Source organism: Burkholderia cepacia (assembly GCF_029962485.1).
Classification (GTDB): Bacteria; Pseudomonadota; Gammaproteobacteria; order Burkholderiales; family Burkholderiaceae; genus Burkholderia.
In genome coordinates, this window is the sequence record NZ_CP073637.1 from 965,495 (window position 1) to 983,030 (window position 17,536).

The window sequence follows — 17,536 nt, forward strand, 5'->3', positions numbered from 1 at the left end:
GCGCAACGTTCGACGCTACCGCCCGCCCATCATGCCGTTCTCCGATCCCGCTGATTCCGCCGACTCCACCGCCGCGCAACTGCCCGCCGATCTCGTCGCGGCCGCCGTCGACGCGCTCGCACGCGCCGACGCATTGCTCGTGACGGCCGGCGCGGGTATCGGCGTCGATTCCGGGCTGCCCGATTTTCGCGGCACGGACGGATTCTGGCGCGCGTATCCGGCGCTGCGCCACGAGCGTTTCGAATTCCACGAGATCGCGTCGCCGCACGCGTTCCGTGCGCGCGCGCCGCTCGCGTGGGGGTTCTACGGACACCGTCTCGCGCTCTATCGCACGACGGTGCCGCATGCGGGCTTCGCGATCCTGCGCCGCTGGATCGACGCGATGCCGAACGGCGGCTTCGTGTTGACGAGCAACGTCGACGGCCAGTTCCAGAAAGCCGGCTTCGATCCGGCGCGCATCGTCGAGATCCACGGGTCGATTCATGCGATGCAGTGCCTGAGGCCGTGCACGGACGCGACGTGGGATGCGGCGCCGTTCGTGCCGGACGTCGACGAAGCCACGTGCCGCCTCGTTGGCGACATGCCGCGCTGCCCGCACTGCGGCGGCCTCGCGCGGCCGAACATCCTGATGTTCGGCGATACCGGCTGGCTCGGGGAGCGCTATGACTTGCAGGAGCGCGCGCTGGAAGACTGGATCGCGCAGGCCGGGCGCGTCGCCGTGGTCGAGATCGGTGCGGGCACCGCGATTCCGACCGTGCGTTTGCTGAGCGAACGACTCGGTGCGGACGTGATCCGTATCAACTCGCGCGAAGCGCATGCACGCCGCGCGGACGTGATCGGTCTGAAGGGCGGGGCGTTGGCGACGCTGAGCGTGCTCGATCGCGCGTGGCGCGGCGGTTGAGTACCGCGCCACGGGGCGACCGGCGCCGGCCGCGCGGTTACGGCCGGGCGACGAGCGCCTGCACGAGCGCCGGTGCGACGGGTGAACCGAGGCCGGTCACGTAGTCGTAGCCGCCGGCTGCGTTGCAGATGCTGCCGCAACTGCCGTTGGACCCGGTCGTCACGTCGTGAAAGTCGCTGCCGTATCCGGTTTTCCCGACCGTATAAAGCGCGTCGTAGGTGCCGCTCAACGATTTCTTGCCGGCGGCCGTGCGCAGCGAATTCGCGATCGCGACGAGCGCCGACCATTGCGGCGCGCCCGCGCTCGTGCCGCCGACCTGGAACCAGCCTGTCTGCCCCTGATAGGTGACCGAGTCGTACACCGCGAAACCGCTGGACGGATTTGCGTCGTAGCTGACGTCGGGTACGCCGCGCTTGCCGGCCACCGGAATCGGCCATGCCGTCTGGCCGGCCGGTTCGGCCTCGGTCGTGCTCACGCCGCCGCCGCTGCCGCTCCACGCGGCTTCGCCGACGTAGTTGCCGGCCGTGTCGGACGACAGCGTCGTGCCGCCGACCGACACCACGTAAGGCGACGCGGCCGGGTATTCGGTCCCGGCGCCGCTGTCGCCGGACGACGCGACGAACGTAACGCCCGCGACGTTGAAGTGGCTGTCGAAGCCGGTCTCGGTGCTGAATTCGTTGCCGCCGAAACTCATCGACACGACCGATGCGCCGCGCTTGACCGCGACGTCAACCGCGGCGAGCAGGTCGTTGAAGCTGGCCGACGCGGCCTCGACCAGCACGATCTTCGCCTTCGGGGCGATCGCGTGTACCCATTCGACGTCGAGCGATATCTCGAGCGACCAGCCCGAATCGGTCTTCGGCCGTGCGCCGTGTGCGTACACCTTGGTGAAACAGCCGTTCGACGACGTGCAGGCCGGCAGCGAGAACGCGTTGCTGAACACGCCGAGGTCGGACTCGATCTTCGGGTCGTCGTACGCGTCGACGATCGCGACGGTCATCCCGTCGCCCTGGTTGGCGATCGAATCGAACCCGTACGCGTGGCGCGTGAGCGCGGGCGTGAGGCCGGCGATCGTGGCCGTGCTCGCGCGCTGCTTCGTGTGGAACGGCGGGCGGGCGAAGCCTTTCGGCGCCCGGTTGCCTTCGACGTAGGACGGCGGCCCGTTGCCGTCGGCGAGCGCGACACTCGATGCGAGCAGCGAAGCGCACAGCGCCGGAACCAACATGGATGACAGGCGGAGATTGTTCATTCTTCGAGTCTCCATGTCGATGGAGTGGAGTGGCGAAACAATTTTACGAAATCGACGATGTCAATTGAATCGAATATCGGTCGAATGCGGGAATGTCTGATAAGGGTAAGTACGCGAAAACCCTTTAGAAGCCTGAGTTTTCAGGGTTAACCTGCGGCCGGATTGAATCGCGTTTTCGCCTTTTAAAATCTGATAAATAATCGATCGATTCAAAGCGAATTTGTAATGTCGGGTGTAATCGACTGGAAATTCAGATTAAATCGCGCTCGTGAAAACAATGAGCGACGTCGAGCGGTCGCGACGCGATCCGGTTCCCGTCTCCGCGGCCCGCCGGCATTGCCGCCGTCGCGCGATTCCGCATACAGTTCAACGTAGGCCGTGTCCGCGGCACGGCGTCGTCAGTGAGGAGTGCCCTTGTTCTACTCGATGGTCGCGATCTTCGTCGGCGCCGGGCTCGGCGCGTTGCTGCGCTGGTTCCTGAGCCTTGCGCTCAACGCGTTCTTTCCGGCCGTGCCGCTCGGCACGCTCGCGTCGAACCTGATCGGCGGCTACGTGATCGGCGTGGCGGCCGTCATGTTCACGGCGCGCGTCGGGCTGCCGCCCGAGTGGCGCCTGTTCGTGATCACGGGCTTCCTCGGCGGCCTCACGACGTTCTCGACCTATTCGGTCGAAGTGATGACGCATGCGCTCGAGGGGGAATTCGGATGGGCGTTTGCGGTGGCTGCCCTACACTTGACTGGATCGTTCGCGCTCACGGCGCTCGGCATGTGGACCGCGCGTGCGTGGCTCGCGGCGGCCTGAGCGTGCCGCCATCGGAGGGTGCGATGGACAGGGTCTTCTTGCGCTTCTATGTGCACGAGCAGCACCGGCTGCACTGGAAGCCGCTGTGGGAATGGCTGCTGGAGGAGGCGAGCCGGATGGGCGTCGCGGGCGGGTCGGCATTTCGCGCGATGGCCGGCTTCGGCCAGCATCGCGTGCTGCACGAGGACCGCTTCTTCGAACTGCAGGGATCGCTCGCGATCGAGGTCGAATTCATCGTCACCGAGGACGAGGCGCAGCGGCTGCTCGAGCGGCTGTCACGTGAAAAGGTGCGCGTGTGTTACGCGATGATGCCGGCGCGCTTCGGCGTGATCGACACGCTGGCCGCACCGCCGGCCCAGGGGCCGGCGGCGTAGGACGGTGGGCTGGATCAGATGCCGAACATCGTCAGCGAGACGGCCGCGCGCGTGACGATCATCAGCAGCACCTGCACGATCACGAACAGCAGGATCGGCGACAGGTCGATGCCGCCGAGGTTCGGGATCACGCGGCGCAGCGGGTTCAGGAACGGTGCGGTGAGCTGGAAGAGGATCGGCATCGCCGGCGAGCGCGGGTTGAGCCATGACAGCAGCGCCATCAGGATCGTCATCCAGATCACGAGATTGAGCGCCCACTTCACGACGGTGAGCAGTGCGACCACGACGAGCGTCGCGATCACCGCGGCCGGATCGAAGCCGGCCATCACGACCATCAGCACGACGTAGACGAGCGCGGTGAGGAGGGCTGCGACGACGCTGGCCCAGTCGATGCCGCGCACGCCGGCGATCACGCGGCGCAGCGGCAGCACGAGCCAGTTGGTCGCCTGCAGCACGGCCTGCGTGACAGGGTTGTACGGTGGCACGCGGACGGCTTGCATCCAGATGCGCAGGATCAGCGCGGCGCCGAACAGCGTGAAGACGGTATTGAGCAGAAAACGGGCGATCTCGCCGAACATCGTTGGCATCCTTTTTATACAGTCAGTAGCGCGCGGCCGCCAACGCCGGTTGGCGGCGCATCGGCCGACACAGTATCACGCCTCGTCGCGCGACGGGGAGGGGTGCGCGGCCGTGCGCGCGAGCGACGTTTCGACCGCTTCGGCAAGCGCCGGCAGCGACGCCGGCGGTGCGGCGCGCTTCGCCGCGAGCGCGACCGCGCGGCGCGTCAGCAGCGCATACAGCGCCGCGTGATCGCCGCCGAGCGTTTCAAGCAGTGCCAACTGGCGTTCGACGATGCCCGTATCGCCGCGCGACACCGGGCCGGACAGCGCGTTCGCAAGCCCCTTGTCCCGCGCGGTCTCGATCGTGCCGGCGAGCATCGGCAGCAGCGCACGCAGCGCGGCGTCCTCGTCGAAACCGAGGCCGCGCCACAGCTCGACCGCCTCCGACAATCCGCACAGCGCGAAGCTCGCCGCGTAGTGCGCGGCCGCGTGGTACAGCATCCGGCCGCCGGCCGGAATCGACAGCGGATGGCAGCCGAGTGTGGCAGCAAGTCGCAGCAGCGTCGCGTGCAGCGCACCGGTTGCTTCGATCGTGACCGAGCAGCCATCAATGCGTGCGAGGTCGGCATCGGTGCCGCCGAACAGGTAGAGCGGATGGAAGCCGCCGGTGGCCACGCCTTGGTGCCTGGCCGGGTCGAGCAGCGCAACCGCCGACGCGCCGCTGCAGTGGACGACTGCCTGGCTGGCGGCGCGCGACGCGTCGAAGCGGAGGGCGGCCGCGGTCGGCGCGAGATGGTCGTCGGGCACTGTCACGAAGATCAGGTCGGCGGCCTCGGCAACTTGCTGCGGCGTGTCGACTGCGCGGCACCCGCCGATGCGCGCGGCGAGGTCGGCAGCCGATGCGGGTGTGCGGCTCGTGATCGCGACGACCGGGAAGCCTGCCTGCGCGAAGCGCTGCGCGACGCAGCGCGCGAGGCGGCCTGCACCGATGAAGCCGAGGCGGGGTGTGTCGGGAAGGGACATGGCAGCGAGCGTAAGCAAAAGCGAAGCAACCGCCAGTATCGCAGGAATGTCGGTGGCGTCGCGCAAGGGCAGTTGTCGCGCCGCTGCGGGTATTCATTACCGACGCGCGCCCCGATCCTCTCGCGTATCGGTGCCCGTGGCGACGGTCGAATCATGATCGTGGAATCCGACCCCGAAACACATCGCGCGCACGTCCCGCTTGAAATGTCGGCATCTTGTCTCAAATTTGTAATCGTTCATTACGTGCGCGTGCCTGCTGCGCGCGCCGTATCCGGTAAGACTGACCGGCCAGTGTGTCGCGACCCGAGTCGTCGGACGGAATCGCGCGATCTGCAAGGGTCGCCGCGCGCTCCGGACGCCACACCGCAGGGCACCTCAAGCCGCGTGCAATTGCAATTTGCAACAAATGCACGATACGCGAGGGGCGGGTTTTCGCTACATTGCTTCCATGCGACGTGCATGCCCGCCGTTGCCGACAGGAGCGCACAAAATACCGCTCCAGCAGGAGAATCGAAGTGAAAAAGCTCATTCCGTTCATCGCCGCCGCCGCGCTGGGCCTGGGTGCCGCAAGCGCCGCGCAGGCTCACGTGTCGATCGGGGTCGGCATCGGTATCCCGGTCGCACCCGCGTACCCCGTCTATGCACCGCCGCCGCCCGTGTACTACGCGCCGCCGCCTCCGCCCGTCTATTACGCACCGGCGCCGGCCTACTATGCACCGCCGCCCGCCGTGGTCGTCGGCGGCTATGGTGGCTATGGCGGTTACTACGGTCGTCCGTACTACCGTCATGGCTACGGCGGCTGGGGCCATCACGGCTACTGGCGTCGCTGATTCGTCCCGCGCGGCCTGACCGCGCGTGGCAAAACGGCGCATCGTCCCGTGAGGGGCGCTGCGCCGTTTTTCTTTGGGGCGGCCGCTTGATGTGCGGCCCGTGCGGGCCGGCTTCGCTTACACCGCGTGCACGATCAGATCGCGGTAGCCGCCGACGATCACGCTGTACGAGAAATACGCGAACAGCAGCGCCGACGCGATATGGCACGCACGCATCAACCCGGCGCCCGCGCGCTTGCGGCCCTGGCTCGCGAGCGTGCACATGAAGAGCGTCCAGGCGAGGCCGCCGAGGAAGAAGCCCGACAGGAACACCGACGCGGTGGCCGGCGTCGTCGCGCCGGCCTTCGCGATCAGTGCGCCGCCGACCGCCGCGAACCACAGGATCGCGCTCGGCGACGACATCGCAAGCAGCATCCCGCGCAGGAAGCTGCGACGTGCACTCGCGCGCGGCTGCGGGGTGTCGGCTGCATCGTCGTCGCCCGTGCCGGCCGGCGCCAGCGCTTCGCGCGCCATCTTCCACGTGAGAAACAGCAGCACCGCGCCGCCGCCGATCCACACGATCCAGCGCACGGGCTCGAACTGCAGCAGCACGGCCATTCCGGCGAGCGCGAGCGCCGCGTAGACGAGGTCGCCAACGCACGAGCCGACACCGAGCCAGAAGCCCGGCCGGAAGCCGTGCGACAGCGTCAGCGACAGCATCGCGACGTTCACGAGGCCGATGTCGAGACAGAGCGACAGCGACAGGAAGAAACCGTCGGACAGCATGGAGGCGGGCGGAAAGCTCATCTTCGTCGTTCTTGTGGCGATTGCGGTGCACGGGCCGGCGCGCGCCGGCCGCATGACTTCAGAGGCCGATCTCCTGCCAGAGCCGGTCGACGCGCGCCTTCACGGCCGCATCCATCTCGATCGGGCGGCCCCATTCGCGATTCGTCTCGCCGGGCCACTTGTTGGTCGCGTCGAGCCCCATCTTCGAGCCGAGACCGGCCACCGGCGATGCGAAGTCGAGATAGTCGATCGGCGTGCTGTCGACCATCACCGTGTCGCGCACCGGGTCGACGCGCGTCGTGATCGCCCAGATCACTTCCTTCCAGTCGCGGATGTTCACGTCCTCGTCGACGACCACGATGAACTTCGTATACATGAACTGCCGCAGGAAGCTCCACACGCCGAACATCACGCGCTTCGCGTGGCCCGCGTAGCTCTTCTTCATCTGGACGATCGCCATCCGGTAGCTGCAGCCTTCGGGCGGCAGGTAGAAGTCGGTGATCTCGGAGAACTGCTTCTGCAGCAGCGGCACGAACACCTCGTTGAGCGCGACGCCGAGCACCGCGGGTTCGTCGGGCGGCTTGCCCGTGTAGGTCGAGTGGTAGATCGCGTCGCGGCGCATCGTGATGCGCTCGACGGTGAACACGGGGAACCACTCCTGCTCGTTGTAATAGCCGGTGTGGTCGCCGTACGGACCTTCGAGCGCATGCTCGTACGCGGCCGCCGCGTTGCCGGAAGGGCGCGGCGGTGCGCCGGCCGGTGCGGGGGCAAGGGCGCCTTCCTGCGGATAAATGAAGCCTTCGAGCACGATCTCCGCGCGCGCGGGCACCTGCAGCGTGTCGACGCCGGGCGTCAGGCACTTCGCGAGCTCCGTGCGGCTGCCGCGCAGCAGGCCGGCGAACTGATACTCGGACAGCGAATCGGGCACGGGCGTCACCGCGCCGAGCGTCGTGGCCGGATCGGCGCCGAGCACGACCGCGACCGGATACGGCTTGCCGGGGTTCTGCAGCGCGAACTCGCGGAAGTCGAGCGCGCCGCCGCGATGCGCGAGCCAGCGCATGATCAGCTTGTTGCGGCCGATCAGCTGCTGACGGTAGATGCCGAGATTCTGGCGCGACTTGTTCGGCCCGCGCGTGACCGTCAGGCCCCACGTGACGAGCGGCCCCGCATCGCCGGGCCAGCAGGTCTGGATCGGCAGCCTGTTCAGGTCGACGTCGTTGCCTTCCCAGACGATCTCCTGGCAGGGCGGCGACGACACCGACTTCGGCGCCATGTCCCACACGGCCTTCGCGAGCGACAGCAGCTTGCCGGCATCCTTCAGGCTCTTCGGCGGATCGGGCTCCTTCAGCGCGGACAGCAGGCGCCCGAGATCGCGCAGCGAATCGAGCGCGGCGTCGTCGCCCGCATCGACCCCCATCCCGAGCGCGACGCGGCGCGGCGTGCCGAACAGGTTGCCGAGCACCGGGAAATCGTAGCCGGTCGGCGCGTTGAACAGCAGCGCAGGGCCGCCGGCGCGCAGCACGCGGTCGCACAGCTCGGTCATTTCGAGCACGGGCGACACGGGTTGCGTGACGCGCCGCAGTTCGCCGAGCGCCTCGAGGCGCTGGATGAAATCTCGTAAGTCTTTGTATTTCATGAAGAAGGTCCGGGCCACCCGTATGACGGGCAGCGATGGGTGGGCGCAGCGGCCGACTGCGGCCCCGAATCGACCGACGATTTTACCCGCGCCGCCGCACGGCCGCCCGGCGGAGAAAAAAGTCGACCGCGCGCAAACCCCCTACGGCACGGGATTTGCGATCTGAAGAGCGATCGTAAATTACTTGTTGTTATGATTTCGCGGTTTTATAGTGTTGACGATCTATAAAACCCTGCTAGAATCCGCTCACATTGGCTGCAGGGTAAAAGGCTTCGAGCCGCCAATCACCGATCTTTGACGCAGCGCGTCACCGTCCGCCGAATCCTGCACGGCGTATCCGACGGCTTTAGTAGTAGTCCCAGCCAGCGCTACCAGACGCTGGTTTTTTGCGTGGGTGCCACCGCGTATGCCCGCCTCGCCCAGTGTGCGAAGGCGCCGGCCCTCTTACACCGTGGCCCCGAACGGTACTTATACCGTTTCCCCGATGTTTGTACGTCCCAACCAAGGCGTGCGGCATCGTGATTCCGCGGCGCGTTTTCTGTCTCGCCATCGAGCTGAGCGAGCCGCACGAGTCATGTTCATGGGAGATGATCTGAATGAACGCTTGGTTATCGTGGCGTCCCAATGAGCAGCATGCGCAGATCGTGCGCAACATGCTGCGTCGCGGGACGCGTGTCAGTCACCATCTATTCAGCGTTGTCGGCTGTTTCGCTGTCGCAATTGCGCTTGCACTGTGGCTGCTGCCAACCGTCCGCGGCACGCTCGCCGCGAAGCTGATGCCGGTCGTATCCGCGGCCGTGCAGGCCGGGCCAGCCCGTTTGCTGTCCGGTCATCCGCTGCCGAACTTCGCGCCTGCCGGCGCGCAGCCGCAGCAGGAAGAGACGCCTGAAACGGACGCGCTTGCGGTCGGCCTCGATGTCGCACCGGAAGCTGCCGCACAGGGCGCCCAGGCCGATGCTTCCGATCCGGCCCGCAACGGCCCGTCGCCGGTCGCACTGGCCAAGCTGATCCCGACCCAGCGGGTCGCGGCCGATGCGCGCGACGACCGTGCACTCGCGTCGAACCGCGAACAGGCGCTCGTCGCGACCTACCTGTCGCGCCGTTACCGCGTCGCACAGGAGCCGCTCGGCCAGCTCGTCAAGGCTGCGTTCCAGACCGGCCGCGACGTCGGGCTCGATCCGCTGCTGCTGCTGTCCGTGATGGCGATCGAGTCGGGCTTCAACCCGTACGCCGAAAGCGGTGTCGGTGCGAAGGGTCTGATGCAGGTCATGTCGAAGGTCCATTCCGACAAGTTCGAATACTTCGGCGGCACCGATACGGCGCTGCAGCCGCTCGCGAACCTGCAGGTCGGCGCGCTGGTGCTGAAGGACTGCATTGCACGCGGCGGCTCGCTCGCGACCGGCTTGCGCATGTACAACGGTTCGACGAACCCCGAAGACAACGGCTACGGTTCGAAGGTGATGGCCGAGCGTGGTCGCCTGCGCGACGTCGCACGCGGCCGCAGCGTGCCGGTCAACGCACCGCAGGCACCGGCTCAGCCGGCGAAGCCGATCGTCACGGCTGCCGTGACGGCAGCGGCAGGCGGCGCGAAGCGCGTGCACGCGACGCTCGACAGCGCGACGTCGGCGAAGGCGGCCGCGCCGAAGGAAGCATCGCCTCAGGATGACGCGAGCGTCGACACCGCGAAGCAGTCGCACGGCGATCGTTCGGAGCTCGGCGCGTAACGTCACGCGTTCCGCCCGGTTCCAGCCGGCAGGCAATGAAAAAGGCACCCGATCCGGGTGCCTTTTCTTTTTGCGGCGCGTGAAACGGCCAGTGTGCGGGCCGTAGCAGTCAGTGCTGCCCGAACAGCGTCGCGAGCCGGTCGACCGCCTCTTCGAGCCGCGAGTAGGCCGTCGCATACGACAGGCGGATATAGTCGCGCGGCGCATGTACGCCGAAGTCCATGCCGGGCACCAGCACGACGCCGGCGTCATGCAGCATCGCCTGCGTGAGCGCGGCGCTGTCGCCGGCTGCCGGATGGGCGACGCCGCCGCAATGCGCATACACATAGAACGCACCGTCCGGCATCACCGGCACCGTGAAGCCGAGCCGTTCGAGTGCCGGCGCGATGAAATCGCGGCGGCGCTTGAATTCGAGCCGGCGCGCTTCATAGAGGTCGAGTGTGGCTGGCTCGAAGCACGCGAGCGCTGCGTGCTGCGCGAGCGCGGACGGGCAGATGAACAGATTCTGCGACAGTTTCTCGAACGTGCCGACCAGCGCGGGCGGCACGACGAGCCAGCCGAGCCGCCAGCCCGTCATGCTGAAATACTTCGAGAAGCTGTTCACGGTGATTACGTCGTCGCCGAACGACAGTGCCGACACGGGCGCCGCGTCGTAGCTGAGCCCCTGGTAGATCTCGTCGACGATCGTGAAGCCGCCGCGGGCGCGCACGGCTTCGACGATCCGCTTGAGTTCGTCCGGTTCGAGCGATGTGCCGGTCGGGTTCGACGGCGACGCGAGCAGCACGCCGCGTGTGCGGTTGCCCCAGCGCGTGCGGACATCGTCCTCGGTGAGCTGGAAGCGCGCGTCCGGGCCGCTCGGCACGAGCACCGCGCGGCCTTCGGCCGCCGCGACGAAATGCCGGTTGCACGGATACGACGGGTCGGGCATTAGCACTTCGTCGTCACGGCCGACGAGCGCGAGGCACGCGAGCAGCAGCGCGGCCGACGCGCCGGCCGTCACGACGATCCGCTCCGGGCTGATCGTGAGGCCGTACGCGCGCGCATAGTGCGCGGCGATCGCCTCGCGCAGCGGCGCAATGCCGAGCGCGCTCGTGTACTGCGTGACGCCACGGCGCAGCGCGGCCGCGGCAGCTTCGACGACAGGCTCCGGCGCGGTGAAATCCGGCTCGCCGATGCCCATGTGGATAACATCGCGCCCGAGGGACTCGAGCCGCTGTGCCTCCTTCATCAGTTCCATCACATGGAAGGGCTGGATCGCGTCGACGCGTGCGGCGAGCGTGACGAGCGAATCGGCGGTGGTATTCATCGGCGGGCAGGGCGGGGGAGAGGAAGAATGAAAAACGGGCGCTTGCGCGCCCGTGGACCGGCAAACGGCGTCAGCCGTTGCGGCGCGCCTGCGTTTCGGCGGGGCGCAGCTTCGCGGCGAGCTTGTCGAGCACACCGTTCACGTACTTGTAGCCGTCGGAGCCGCCGAACGTCTTCGCGAGTTCGACCGCTTCGTTGATGATCACGCGGTACGGCGTTTCGACATGGTGCGTGAGCTCGAACGTCGCGATCAGCAGCACCGCGCGTTCGACCGGCGACAGCTGCTCGATCGGACGGTCCAGCGACGGCGTCAGCGCTTCGACGAGCGTGACGTGCTCGCGGATCACGCCGTGCAGGATCGCGTCGAGCAGCTCCTTGTCAGCCTTGTCGTAACCGAGCGCGCCGCGCAGTTGCGCGTCGATCTCACCGGAGGACGCGTTCGACAGCAGCCACTGATAGAGGCCTTGCGTCGCCAGCTCGCGCGATTGTCGGCGGGCGCTCTTCTTCATGCGCGCTCCTCTTCGTCGTCTTCGTCTTCCTCTTCGTCCTCGTCGTCATCGCCGAGCTGGTCGAGGGCCATCGTCAGGTTGGCCATCTCGACGGCGACGCGTGCGGCGTCACGACCCTTTTCGGTCATGCGCGCGACGGCCTGCTCGTCGTTTTCGGTCGTCAGGACCGCGTTCGCGATCGGCAGGTTGAAGTCGAGGCCGATGCGGGTGATGCCCGCGCCGCTCTCGTTCGACACGAGTTCGAAGTGGTAGGTCTCGCCGCGAATCACCGCGCCGAGTGCGATCAGCGCGTCGAACTGGCCGCTTTCCGCGAGCTTCTGCAGCGCGAGCGGGATTTCCAGCGCGCCGGGTACCGACACGAGCAGTACGTCTTCACCGGTGACGCCCAGGCGTTCCAGTTCTTCGACGCACGCGTCGGCGAGGCCGTTGCACACGGGCTCGTTGAAGCGCGATTGCACGATGCCGATACGCAGGCCGTCGCCTTCGAGATTCGGTTGGTATTGTCCGATTTCCATGATCTTGTCCGTGGTGTGGATGAACGGTTATAGGGCGAAAGCGTCGTGGCGGGTTACGCGTTGGACGCCGGGCAGGACTTGGCTTCGCCGCCGGGCATCGGAATGAAGCCCGTGACTTCGAGGCCGTAGCCGGACATGCTGCCCAGCTTGCGCGGATTCGACAGCACCTGCATCTTGCCGACGCCGACATCGCGCAGGATCTGCGCGCCGATGCCGAACGTCTTGAAATCGACCGGCCGGCGCTTGAGCGCAGCAGCCTTTTCTTCCTCGTCGAACGCCTTGAAGACGTCGATCAGGTGTTCCTTCGTGTCGCCGCAGTTGAGCAGCACGATCACGCCGAGGTCGCGCTCCGCGATCTCGCGCATGGCGGCGTCGAGCGTCCACGAGTGCGTCGACACACCCGTTTCGAGCAGGTCGAGTACCGACAGCGGCTCGTGCACGCGCACCGGCGTATCGAGGTCGGGCGACGGCGCGCCGCGCACCAGCGCGATGTGCGGCGAGCCGCTCGGCTGGTCGCGGTACAGCACCGCGCGGAACGTGCCGTGCGCGGTCTGCATCGAGCGCTCGGCGATCCGCTCGATGATCGATTCGGTGCGGCTGCGGTACTGGATCAGGTCGGCGATCGTGCCGATCTTCAGGTTGTGTTCCTTCGCGAATTCGATCAGGTCCGGCAGGCGCGCCATCGTGCCGTCGTCCTTGATGATCTCGCAGATCACCGCGGCCGGCGTGAGGCCCGCGAGCGCGGTGAAATCGCAGCCGGCTTCGGTGTGGCCCGCACGCACGAGCACGCCGCCCGGTTGCGCCATGATCGGGAACACGTGACCCGGCTGCACGATGTGCTCGGGGCGCACGTCGTGCGCGACCGCGGTGGCGATCGTGTGCGCACGGTCGGCGGCCGAGATGCCGGTCGTCACGCCTTCGGCCGCTTCGATGCTGACCGTGAACGCGGTGCCGTACTGCGTGCCGTTGCGGTAGGTCATCAGCGGCAGGTGCAGCTGCTTGCAGCGTTCCTGCGTCAACGTCAGACAAACCAGGCCGCGGCCGTACTTGGCCATGAAGTTGATCGCTTCCGGCGTGACGAATTCGGCGGCGATCACGAGGTCGCCCTCGTTTTCGCGGTCTTCTTCGTCGACCAGGATCACCATCCGGCCGGCTTTCAGCTCGGCGATGATGTCGAGCGTGGAGGCGAGCGTCATAAGGGGGGCGAGAAAGAGGAAAGTGCGTATTTTACGCCAGCCGGACGGTGTTTCGGCCGGCATGGGCCACGCGCGTCGGGCAAGCGCTCCGGAAAGCGTCGCGGACGGCCCGCGCGGCAGGCCCGACGGGCCGCCGCGCGTGGCCGGCACGCGGGTGCAGAAGGTTGTGGGCCGGGCCGAACCCGGCCGCGTGTCATGCCTGCTGGTCGCGCCCGCCGAGGTAGTCGAGCTTGCCGAGCTCGACGCCGCTGTGGCGCAGGATGTCGTAGGCGGTCGTCACGTGGAAGAAGAAATTGGGCAGCACGAAGTTCAGCAGGTACGACTGGCCGGTGAACTCGATCGGGCCGACGCGCATCTTCAGCACGATCTGGCGCGCCTCGCTGCCGTCGATCTGTGCGGCGTCGAAGCCTTTCAGGTAGTCGATCGTCTTCTGGATGCGTGCGTGCAGCTCGTCGAAGGTTTGTTCGACGTCGGGAAAGCTCGGGATCTCGGCACCGGCGAGCCGCGCCGCGCAGCCCTTCGCCGTATCGGTCGCGATGTAGACCTGGCGCACGAGCGGCAGCATGTCCGGGTAGAGGCGTGCACCGGTGAACACCGACGGATCGATCTGTTTCTCGGCCGCGTGCGCCTGCGCCTTGCCGAGGATGTGCTGCAGGTTGGTCAGGCCGCGGATCAGGACAGGCAGCGAAGCCTGGTACATCGAGATGGACATGGGAACGACTCCTGTGGGAAGAGGGGCGGCCGGTGCGCGGCGCGTCGTGCGTGGCGGCGTTGAAACCGCTGTTGACGCATCTTAGCGCGACGGCATGACCCATGTGCGTCGTTGGCCATTCGGCCAGGAATCGCCAGGGCAAACGACAGCTGGCCGCGCCGGAGCGGTTTCAATCACGCTGGAACGGCGGCCCTCACGGGCACCGGGCGTCGATCCGAAAATCGTCGTATCATGAAACACGAAACACGAAATATGAAGTAACGGAGACCCGCATGATCGAACTCGACAGCGCCGCATCGGCCGTCCTTGCCCGGCTGGCGTCCTTCGGCCAGGAAAACGACGCGCAGATGGCCGAGCGCAACCGCAAGATGCTCAACCTCGAGCCGTCCACGGCCGAACTGCTGTACCTGCTCGTCACCGGCGCGCGGCGCCGGCGCGTGCTCGAGATCGGCACGTCCAACGGCTACAGCGCGATCTGGCTCGCGCATGCGCTACGGGAAACGGACGGGCAGCCGCTCGTCACCGTCGAGTATTCGCCGGAGAAAGCCGGGCAGGCGAGGGCCAACCTGCGCGCGGCGTCGCTGCAGGACTGGGCGCAGGTGATCGAAGGCGACGCGACGCAAGTCTGCGCGGCCGTGACGGGCCCGTTCGACTGTGTGTTCTTCGACGCCGATCGCGTGAGCGCGCCGCTGCAACTGGCGCACCTGCTGCCGAAGCTGACCGCCGACGCGCTGCTCGTCGCGGACAACGCGCTGTCCCATCCGGACGAGATCGCCGGCTATCTCGCCGCGGTCGACGCCACGCGCGCGTTCGACACGACGATCGTGCCGGTCGGCAAGGGGCTCCACATCGCACGTCGCCGGCGGCCGGCATGACGCGCGCCACGCTCGAGCGCACGACACTGGGGCGCGACGCCTACGGGGCGATCCGGGAGATGCTGGTCGACGAAGCGCGCTTCGCGGCGGGCGAGAAGATCAGCATCGAGGCGCTGTCGCGCGATCTCGGCATCAGCCGCTCGCCCGTGTGGGCGGCGGTCTCGCGTCTGGAGGCCGAGGGGCTGCTGCAGGTCGTCCCGCGCCAGGGCGTGTTCGTGATCGCGTTCGACCGCGCGCGGATCGTGGCCATCTTCGAGGCGCGGGAAGCGCTCGAGGGCATGGCCGCGCGCCTGGCGGCGCAGCGCATGACGCCCGAAGATCACGCCATGCTGGACGAAGCGCTGGTGCGGCAGGCGCATGCGGTCGACGTGCGCGACGGCGACGCATACCGCATCGCCAACCTCGATTTCCACCACGGGTTGCTCGCCACCGCGCGCAACGTGACGATCGAGACGTCGCTCAGGGCGCTGTACGCACAGGTGCAGACGATGTGTGCGGGCGGCGCGAGCCCGATGGACGACTGGGCGCGACTCGGCGGGAATGTCGCCGAACACCGGCAGGTGTTCGACATGATCGCGAAGCGCGATGCGGATGCCGCCGAGCGTGCGGCGCGCGACCATGTGCGGCAACTGCTCGACACGATACTGGCGCGAGCGGGTGGGGAAGGCGCGGATGCCTGATTGCCGGCGGCATGCCGGCGGGTGATGCCGGGCAGGATGAAGAAAAGCGGCGGCTGTCGATACCCGGATATCGGGCCGTCAGCCGCCGCTTCGAGGATTGCCGCCGCGATCAGTCCTGATGCGCGCCCTGCGACGACGACAGCATCCGCTCGACATAGCGCGCAATCATGTCGACCTCGAGGTTGACCTTGTCGCCGGCCTTCACATGGCGCAGCGTCGTGACCTCGACCGTATGCGGAATCAGGTTGATCGAGAATTCGCAGCCGTCCGCGCGATCGTCGATCGTGTTGACGGTCAGGCTCACGCCGTTGACCGTGATCGACCCCTTGTACGCGAGATAGCGGCCGAGCTCGCGCGGCGCGACGATGCGCAGTTCGTGCGATTCTCCGACCGGCGCGAAGCGCGACACGGTGCCGAGGCCGTCGACGTGGCCCGACACGATGTGCCCGCCAAGCCGGTCGTGCGCGCGCAGCGCCTTCTCGAGGTTCACTTCGCCGGGTTGTGCGAGGCCGACCGTACGGTTCAGGCTTTCGCGCGACACGTCGACATCGAACACAGTGTCGCGCTTGTCGATCACCGTCATGCACGCGCCCTGGATCGCGATGCTGTCGCCCAGTGCGACATCGGCGAGATCGAGCCCGCCGGCCTGCACGGTCAGGCGCACGCCCGCATCGGCCGACGCGCCGAGCGGATTGATCGATTCGATGCGGCCGACGGCCGCGACAATTCCGGTGAACATCGTGACGATTCCGTTCAGTGAGGCGTATCGGGCGGTGCGAAACGCGCGAGGATCCGCAGGTCGTCGCCGATCCGCTCGACCCCGTGGAACGACAGTCGCGTGCGGGCCTCGAGATTGGCCGGCGAGGCGAGGTCGAACATGCCGGCTGCATCGGCGCCCAGCAGGCTCGGCGCGAGATAGACGAGCAATTCGTCGACGCACTGTTCGCGCAGCAGCGAGCCGTTCAGCTTGTGGCCGGCCTCGACGTGCAATTCGTTGACACCGCGCGCGCCGAGCGCCGCCAGCATTGCGGGCAGGTCGACCTTGCCGTGCGCATTCGCGAGCGGCACGATTTCCGCGCCGCGCGACTTCAGCACGTTCGCTCGCATTTCACCGCCGGCGTCGAGTCGTCCGCAGAAGATCAGCAGCGGGGCGCCCTCGAGCAGCCGCGCGTCGAGCGGCAGGTCGAGGCGGCTGTCCACCAGGATGCGTTGCGGCTGGCGCGGCGTGTCGATGCCGCGCACGGTCAGCAGCGGATTGTCCTCGCGCACGGTGCCGATGCCGGTCAGGATCGCGCAGGCGCGCGCACGCCAGGCGTGCCCGTCGAGGCGCGCGGCCTCGCCGGTGATCCACTGGCTTTCGCCGGACGGCAGCGCGGTGCGGCCGTCGAGCGACGCGGCGGCCTTCATCCGCACCCACGGGCGGCCGCGCGTCATCCGCGACACGAAACCGATGTTCAGCTCGCCGGCTTCATGCGCGAGCAGCCCGCAGCGCACGTCGATGCCCGCGTCGCGCAGCATCCCGAGGCCGCGCCCCGACACCTGCGGGTTCGGGTCTTCCATCGCGGCGACGACCTTCGCGACGCGCGCTTCGATCAGCGCGTTCGCGCACGGCGGCGTGCGGCCGAAATGGCTGCACGGTTCGAGCGTCACGTAGACGGTCGAACCCGCGACGTCGTAGCCGCGCGAGCGTGCATCCTTCAGCGCCTGCACTTCCGCGTGATCCTGGCCGGCCGGCTGCGTGAAGCCTTCGCCGATCACGTCGCCGTCCTTGACGATCACGCAGCCGACGCGCGGATTCGGCGCGGTCGTGTACATGCCGCGCGCGGCGAGCGCGAGCGCGCGTTGCATGTGGGCGAAATCGATATCCGAGAACATGCGCGC

At 67.6% G+C, this 17,536-nt stretch carries 19 protein-coding genes; 7 read left to right on the plus strand and 12 right to left on the minus strand.

The genetic code is table 11. The annotated features are described in order from the left end of the window. Nucleotides 1–31 precede the first annotated feature (31 nt). Nucleotides 32–901: an SIR2 family NAD-dependent protein deacylase gene (locus tag KEC55_RS04455; protein WP_282506914.1), complete on the plus strand. Its 870-nt coding sequence runs from the start codon at nucleotides 32–34 to the stop codon at nucleotides 899–901. 37 nt (nucleotides 902–938) lie between these two features. On the opposite strand, the gene KEC55_RS04460 is transcribed toward KEC55_RS04455, so the two are convergent. Continuing rightward, the gene (locus KEC55_RS04460; RefSeq protein ID WP_432626289.1) at nucleotides 939–2,126 is read right to left on the minus strand and encodes a S53 family peptidase; all 1,188 of its coding nucleotides are present in this window, start codon (nucleotides 2,124–2,126) and stop codon (nucleotides 939–941) included. Nucleotides 2,127–2,564: 438 nt separating this feature from the next. On the opposite strand from KEC55_RS04460, the gene crcB reads away from it, so the two are divergent. Beyond that, a complete protein-coding gene (gene crcB / locus KEC55_RS04465) occupies nucleotides 2,565–2,951 on the plus strand; it encodes a fluoride efflux transporter CrcB (protein WP_282506916.1) in 387 nt (128 codons plus the stop codon). Between the two features lie 23 nt (nucleotides 2,952–2,974). Next, a complete protein-coding gene (locus KEC55_RS04470; protein WP_282506917.1) occupies nucleotides 2,975–3,325 on the plus strand; it encodes a DUF190 domain-containing protein in 351 nt (116 codons plus the stop codon). Between the two features lie 14 nt (nucleotides 3,326–3,339). Here KEC55_RS04470 and KEC55_RS04475 read toward each other — a convergent pair whose 3' ends face one another. Together KEC55_RS04475 and KEC55_RS04480 are read right to left on the minus strand one after the other, a co-directional pair. Then, nucleotides 3,340–3,903: a YggT family protein gene (locus KEC55_RS04475; protein WP_282506918.1), complete on the minus strand. Its 564-nt coding sequence runs from the start codon at nucleotides 3,901–3,903 to the stop codon at nucleotides 3,340–3,342. Between the two features lie 75 nt (nucleotides 3,904–3,978). Beyond that, nucleotides 3,979–4,908 (minus strand): Rossmann-like and DUF2520 domain-containing protein, encoded by a 930-nt coding sequence (locus tag KEC55_RS04480; protein ID WP_282506919.1) that lies wholly within the window; start codon nucleotides 4,906–4,908, stop codon nucleotides 3,979–3,981. Between the two features lie 515 nt (nucleotides 4,909–5,423). Here KEC55_RS04480 and KEC55_RS04485 point away from each other — a divergent pair. Next, a complete protein-coding gene (locus KEC55_RS04485) occupies nucleotides 5,424–5,738 on the plus strand; it encodes a hypothetical protein (RefSeq protein WP_048243148.1) in 315 nt (104 codons plus the stop codon). A gap of 117 nt (nucleotides 5,739–5,855) precedes the next feature. Here the strand turns inward: KEC55_RS04485 and KEC55_RS04490 are convergent, their stop codons facing one another. Further along, the gene (locus KEC55_RS04490) at nucleotides 5,856–6,524 is read right to left on the minus strand and encodes a LysE family translocator (RefSeq protein WP_282506920.1); all 669 of its coding nucleotides are present in this window, start codon (nucleotides 6,522–6,524) and stop codon (nucleotides 5,856–5,858) included. 58 nt (nucleotides 6,525–6,582) lie between these two features. Continuing rightward, nucleotides 6,583–8,139 carry a UbiD family decarboxylase gene (locus tag KEC55_RS04495; protein WP_282506921.1) on the minus strand — a complete coding sequence of 519 codons (1,557 nt, stop codon included), beginning with the start codon at nucleotides 8,137–8,139 and terminating at the stop codon, nucleotides 6,583–6,585. A gap of 596 nt (nucleotides 8,140–8,735) precedes the next feature. Here KEC55_RS04495 and KEC55_RS04500 point away from each other — a divergent pair. Continuing rightward, on the plus strand, nucleotides 8,736–9,863 hold the full coding sequence (locus KEC55_RS04500) for a transglycosylase SLT domain-containing protein (RefSeq protein ID WP_282506922.1): 1,128 nt from the start codon (nucleotides 8,736–8,738) through the stop codon (nucleotides 9,861–9,863). A 109-nt stretch (nucleotides 9,864–9,972) separates the two neighbouring features. On the opposite strand, the gene KEC55_RS04505 is transcribed toward KEC55_RS04500, so the two are convergent. The 5 genes from KEC55_RS04505 to KEC55_RS04525 form a co-directional block, all read right to left on the minus strand. Next, entirely contained in the window at nucleotides 9,973–11,169 is a 1,197-nt protein-coding gene (locus tag KEC55_RS04505; RefSeq protein WP_282506923.1) for a pyridoxal phosphate-dependent aminotransferase, read from the minus strand. Nucleotides 11,170–11,239: 70 nt separating this feature from the next. Beyond that, nucleotides 11,240–11,677 carry a transcription antitermination factor NusB gene (gene nusB, locus KEC55_RS04510; protein WP_176049341.1) on the minus strand — a complete coding sequence of 146 codons (438 nt, stop codon included), beginning with the start codon at nucleotides 11,675–11,677 and terminating at the stop codon, nucleotides 11,240–11,242. After that, the gene (gene ribH, locus KEC55_RS04515) at nucleotides 11,674–12,192 is read right to left on the minus strand and encodes a 6,7-dimethyl-8-ribityllumazine synthase (RefSeq protein WP_011351235.1); all 519 of its coding nucleotides are present in this window, start codon (nucleotides 12,190–12,192) and stop codon (nucleotides 11,674–11,676) included. Before ribH ends, nusB begins: the two co-directional genes overlap by 4 nt. A 53-nt stretch (nucleotides 12,193–12,245) precedes the next feature. Next, a complete protein-coding gene (gene ribBA, locus KEC55_RS04520; protein ID WP_282506924.1) occupies nucleotides 12,246–13,388 on the minus strand; it encodes a bifunctional 3,4-dihydroxy-2-butanone-4-phosphate synthase/GTP cyclohydrolase II in 1,143 nt (380 codons plus the stop codon). Between the two features lie 193 nt (nucleotides 13,389–13,581). Continuing rightward, entirely contained in the window at nucleotides 13,582–14,100 is a 519-nt protein-coding gene (locus tag KEC55_RS04525; protein WP_176049339.1) for a DUF1993 domain-containing protein, read from the minus strand. Nucleotides 14,101–14,372: 272 nt separating this feature from the next. Here KEC55_RS04525 and KEC55_RS04530 point away from each other — a divergent pair, with 272 nt between their 5' ends. Both KEC55_RS04530 and KEC55_RS04535 read left to right on the plus strand, forming a co-directional pair. Continuing rightward, the gene (locus KEC55_RS04530) at nucleotides 14,373–14,975 is read left to right on the plus strand and encodes an O-methyltransferase (RefSeq protein WP_282506925.1); all 603 of its coding nucleotides are present in this window, start codon (nucleotides 14,373–14,375) and stop codon (nucleotides 14,973–14,975) included. After that, a complete protein-coding gene (locus KEC55_RS04535; RefSeq protein ID WP_282506926.1) occupies nucleotides 14,972–15,655 on the plus strand; it encodes a GntR family transcriptional regulator in 684 nt (227 codons plus the stop codon). Before KEC55_RS04530 ends, KEC55_RS04535 begins: the two co-directional genes overlap by 4 nt. A gap of 109 nt (nucleotides 15,656–15,764) precedes the next feature. Here KEC55_RS04535 and KEC55_RS04540 read toward each other — a convergent pair whose 3' ends face one another. Together KEC55_RS04540 and ribD are read right to left on the minus strand one after the other, a co-directional pair. Then, nucleotides 15,765–16,394 carry a riboflavin synthase gene (locus KEC55_RS04540; protein WP_282506927.1) on the minus strand — a complete coding sequence of 210 codons (630 nt, stop codon included), beginning with the start codon at nucleotides 16,392–16,394 and terminating at the stop codon, nucleotides 15,765–15,767. Nucleotides 16,395–16,408: 14 nt separating this feature from the next. Beyond that, nucleotides 16,409–17,530, minus strand: coding sequence for a bifunctional diaminohydroxyphosphoribosylaminopyrimidine deaminase/5-amino-6-(5-phosphoribosylamino)uracil reductase RibD (gene ribD / locus KEC55_RS04545; RefSeq protein ID WP_282506928.1), 1,122 nt, complete (start codon nucleotides 17,528–17,530; stop codon nucleotides 16,409–16,411). Nucleotides 17,531–17,536 lie beyond the last annotated feature (6 nt).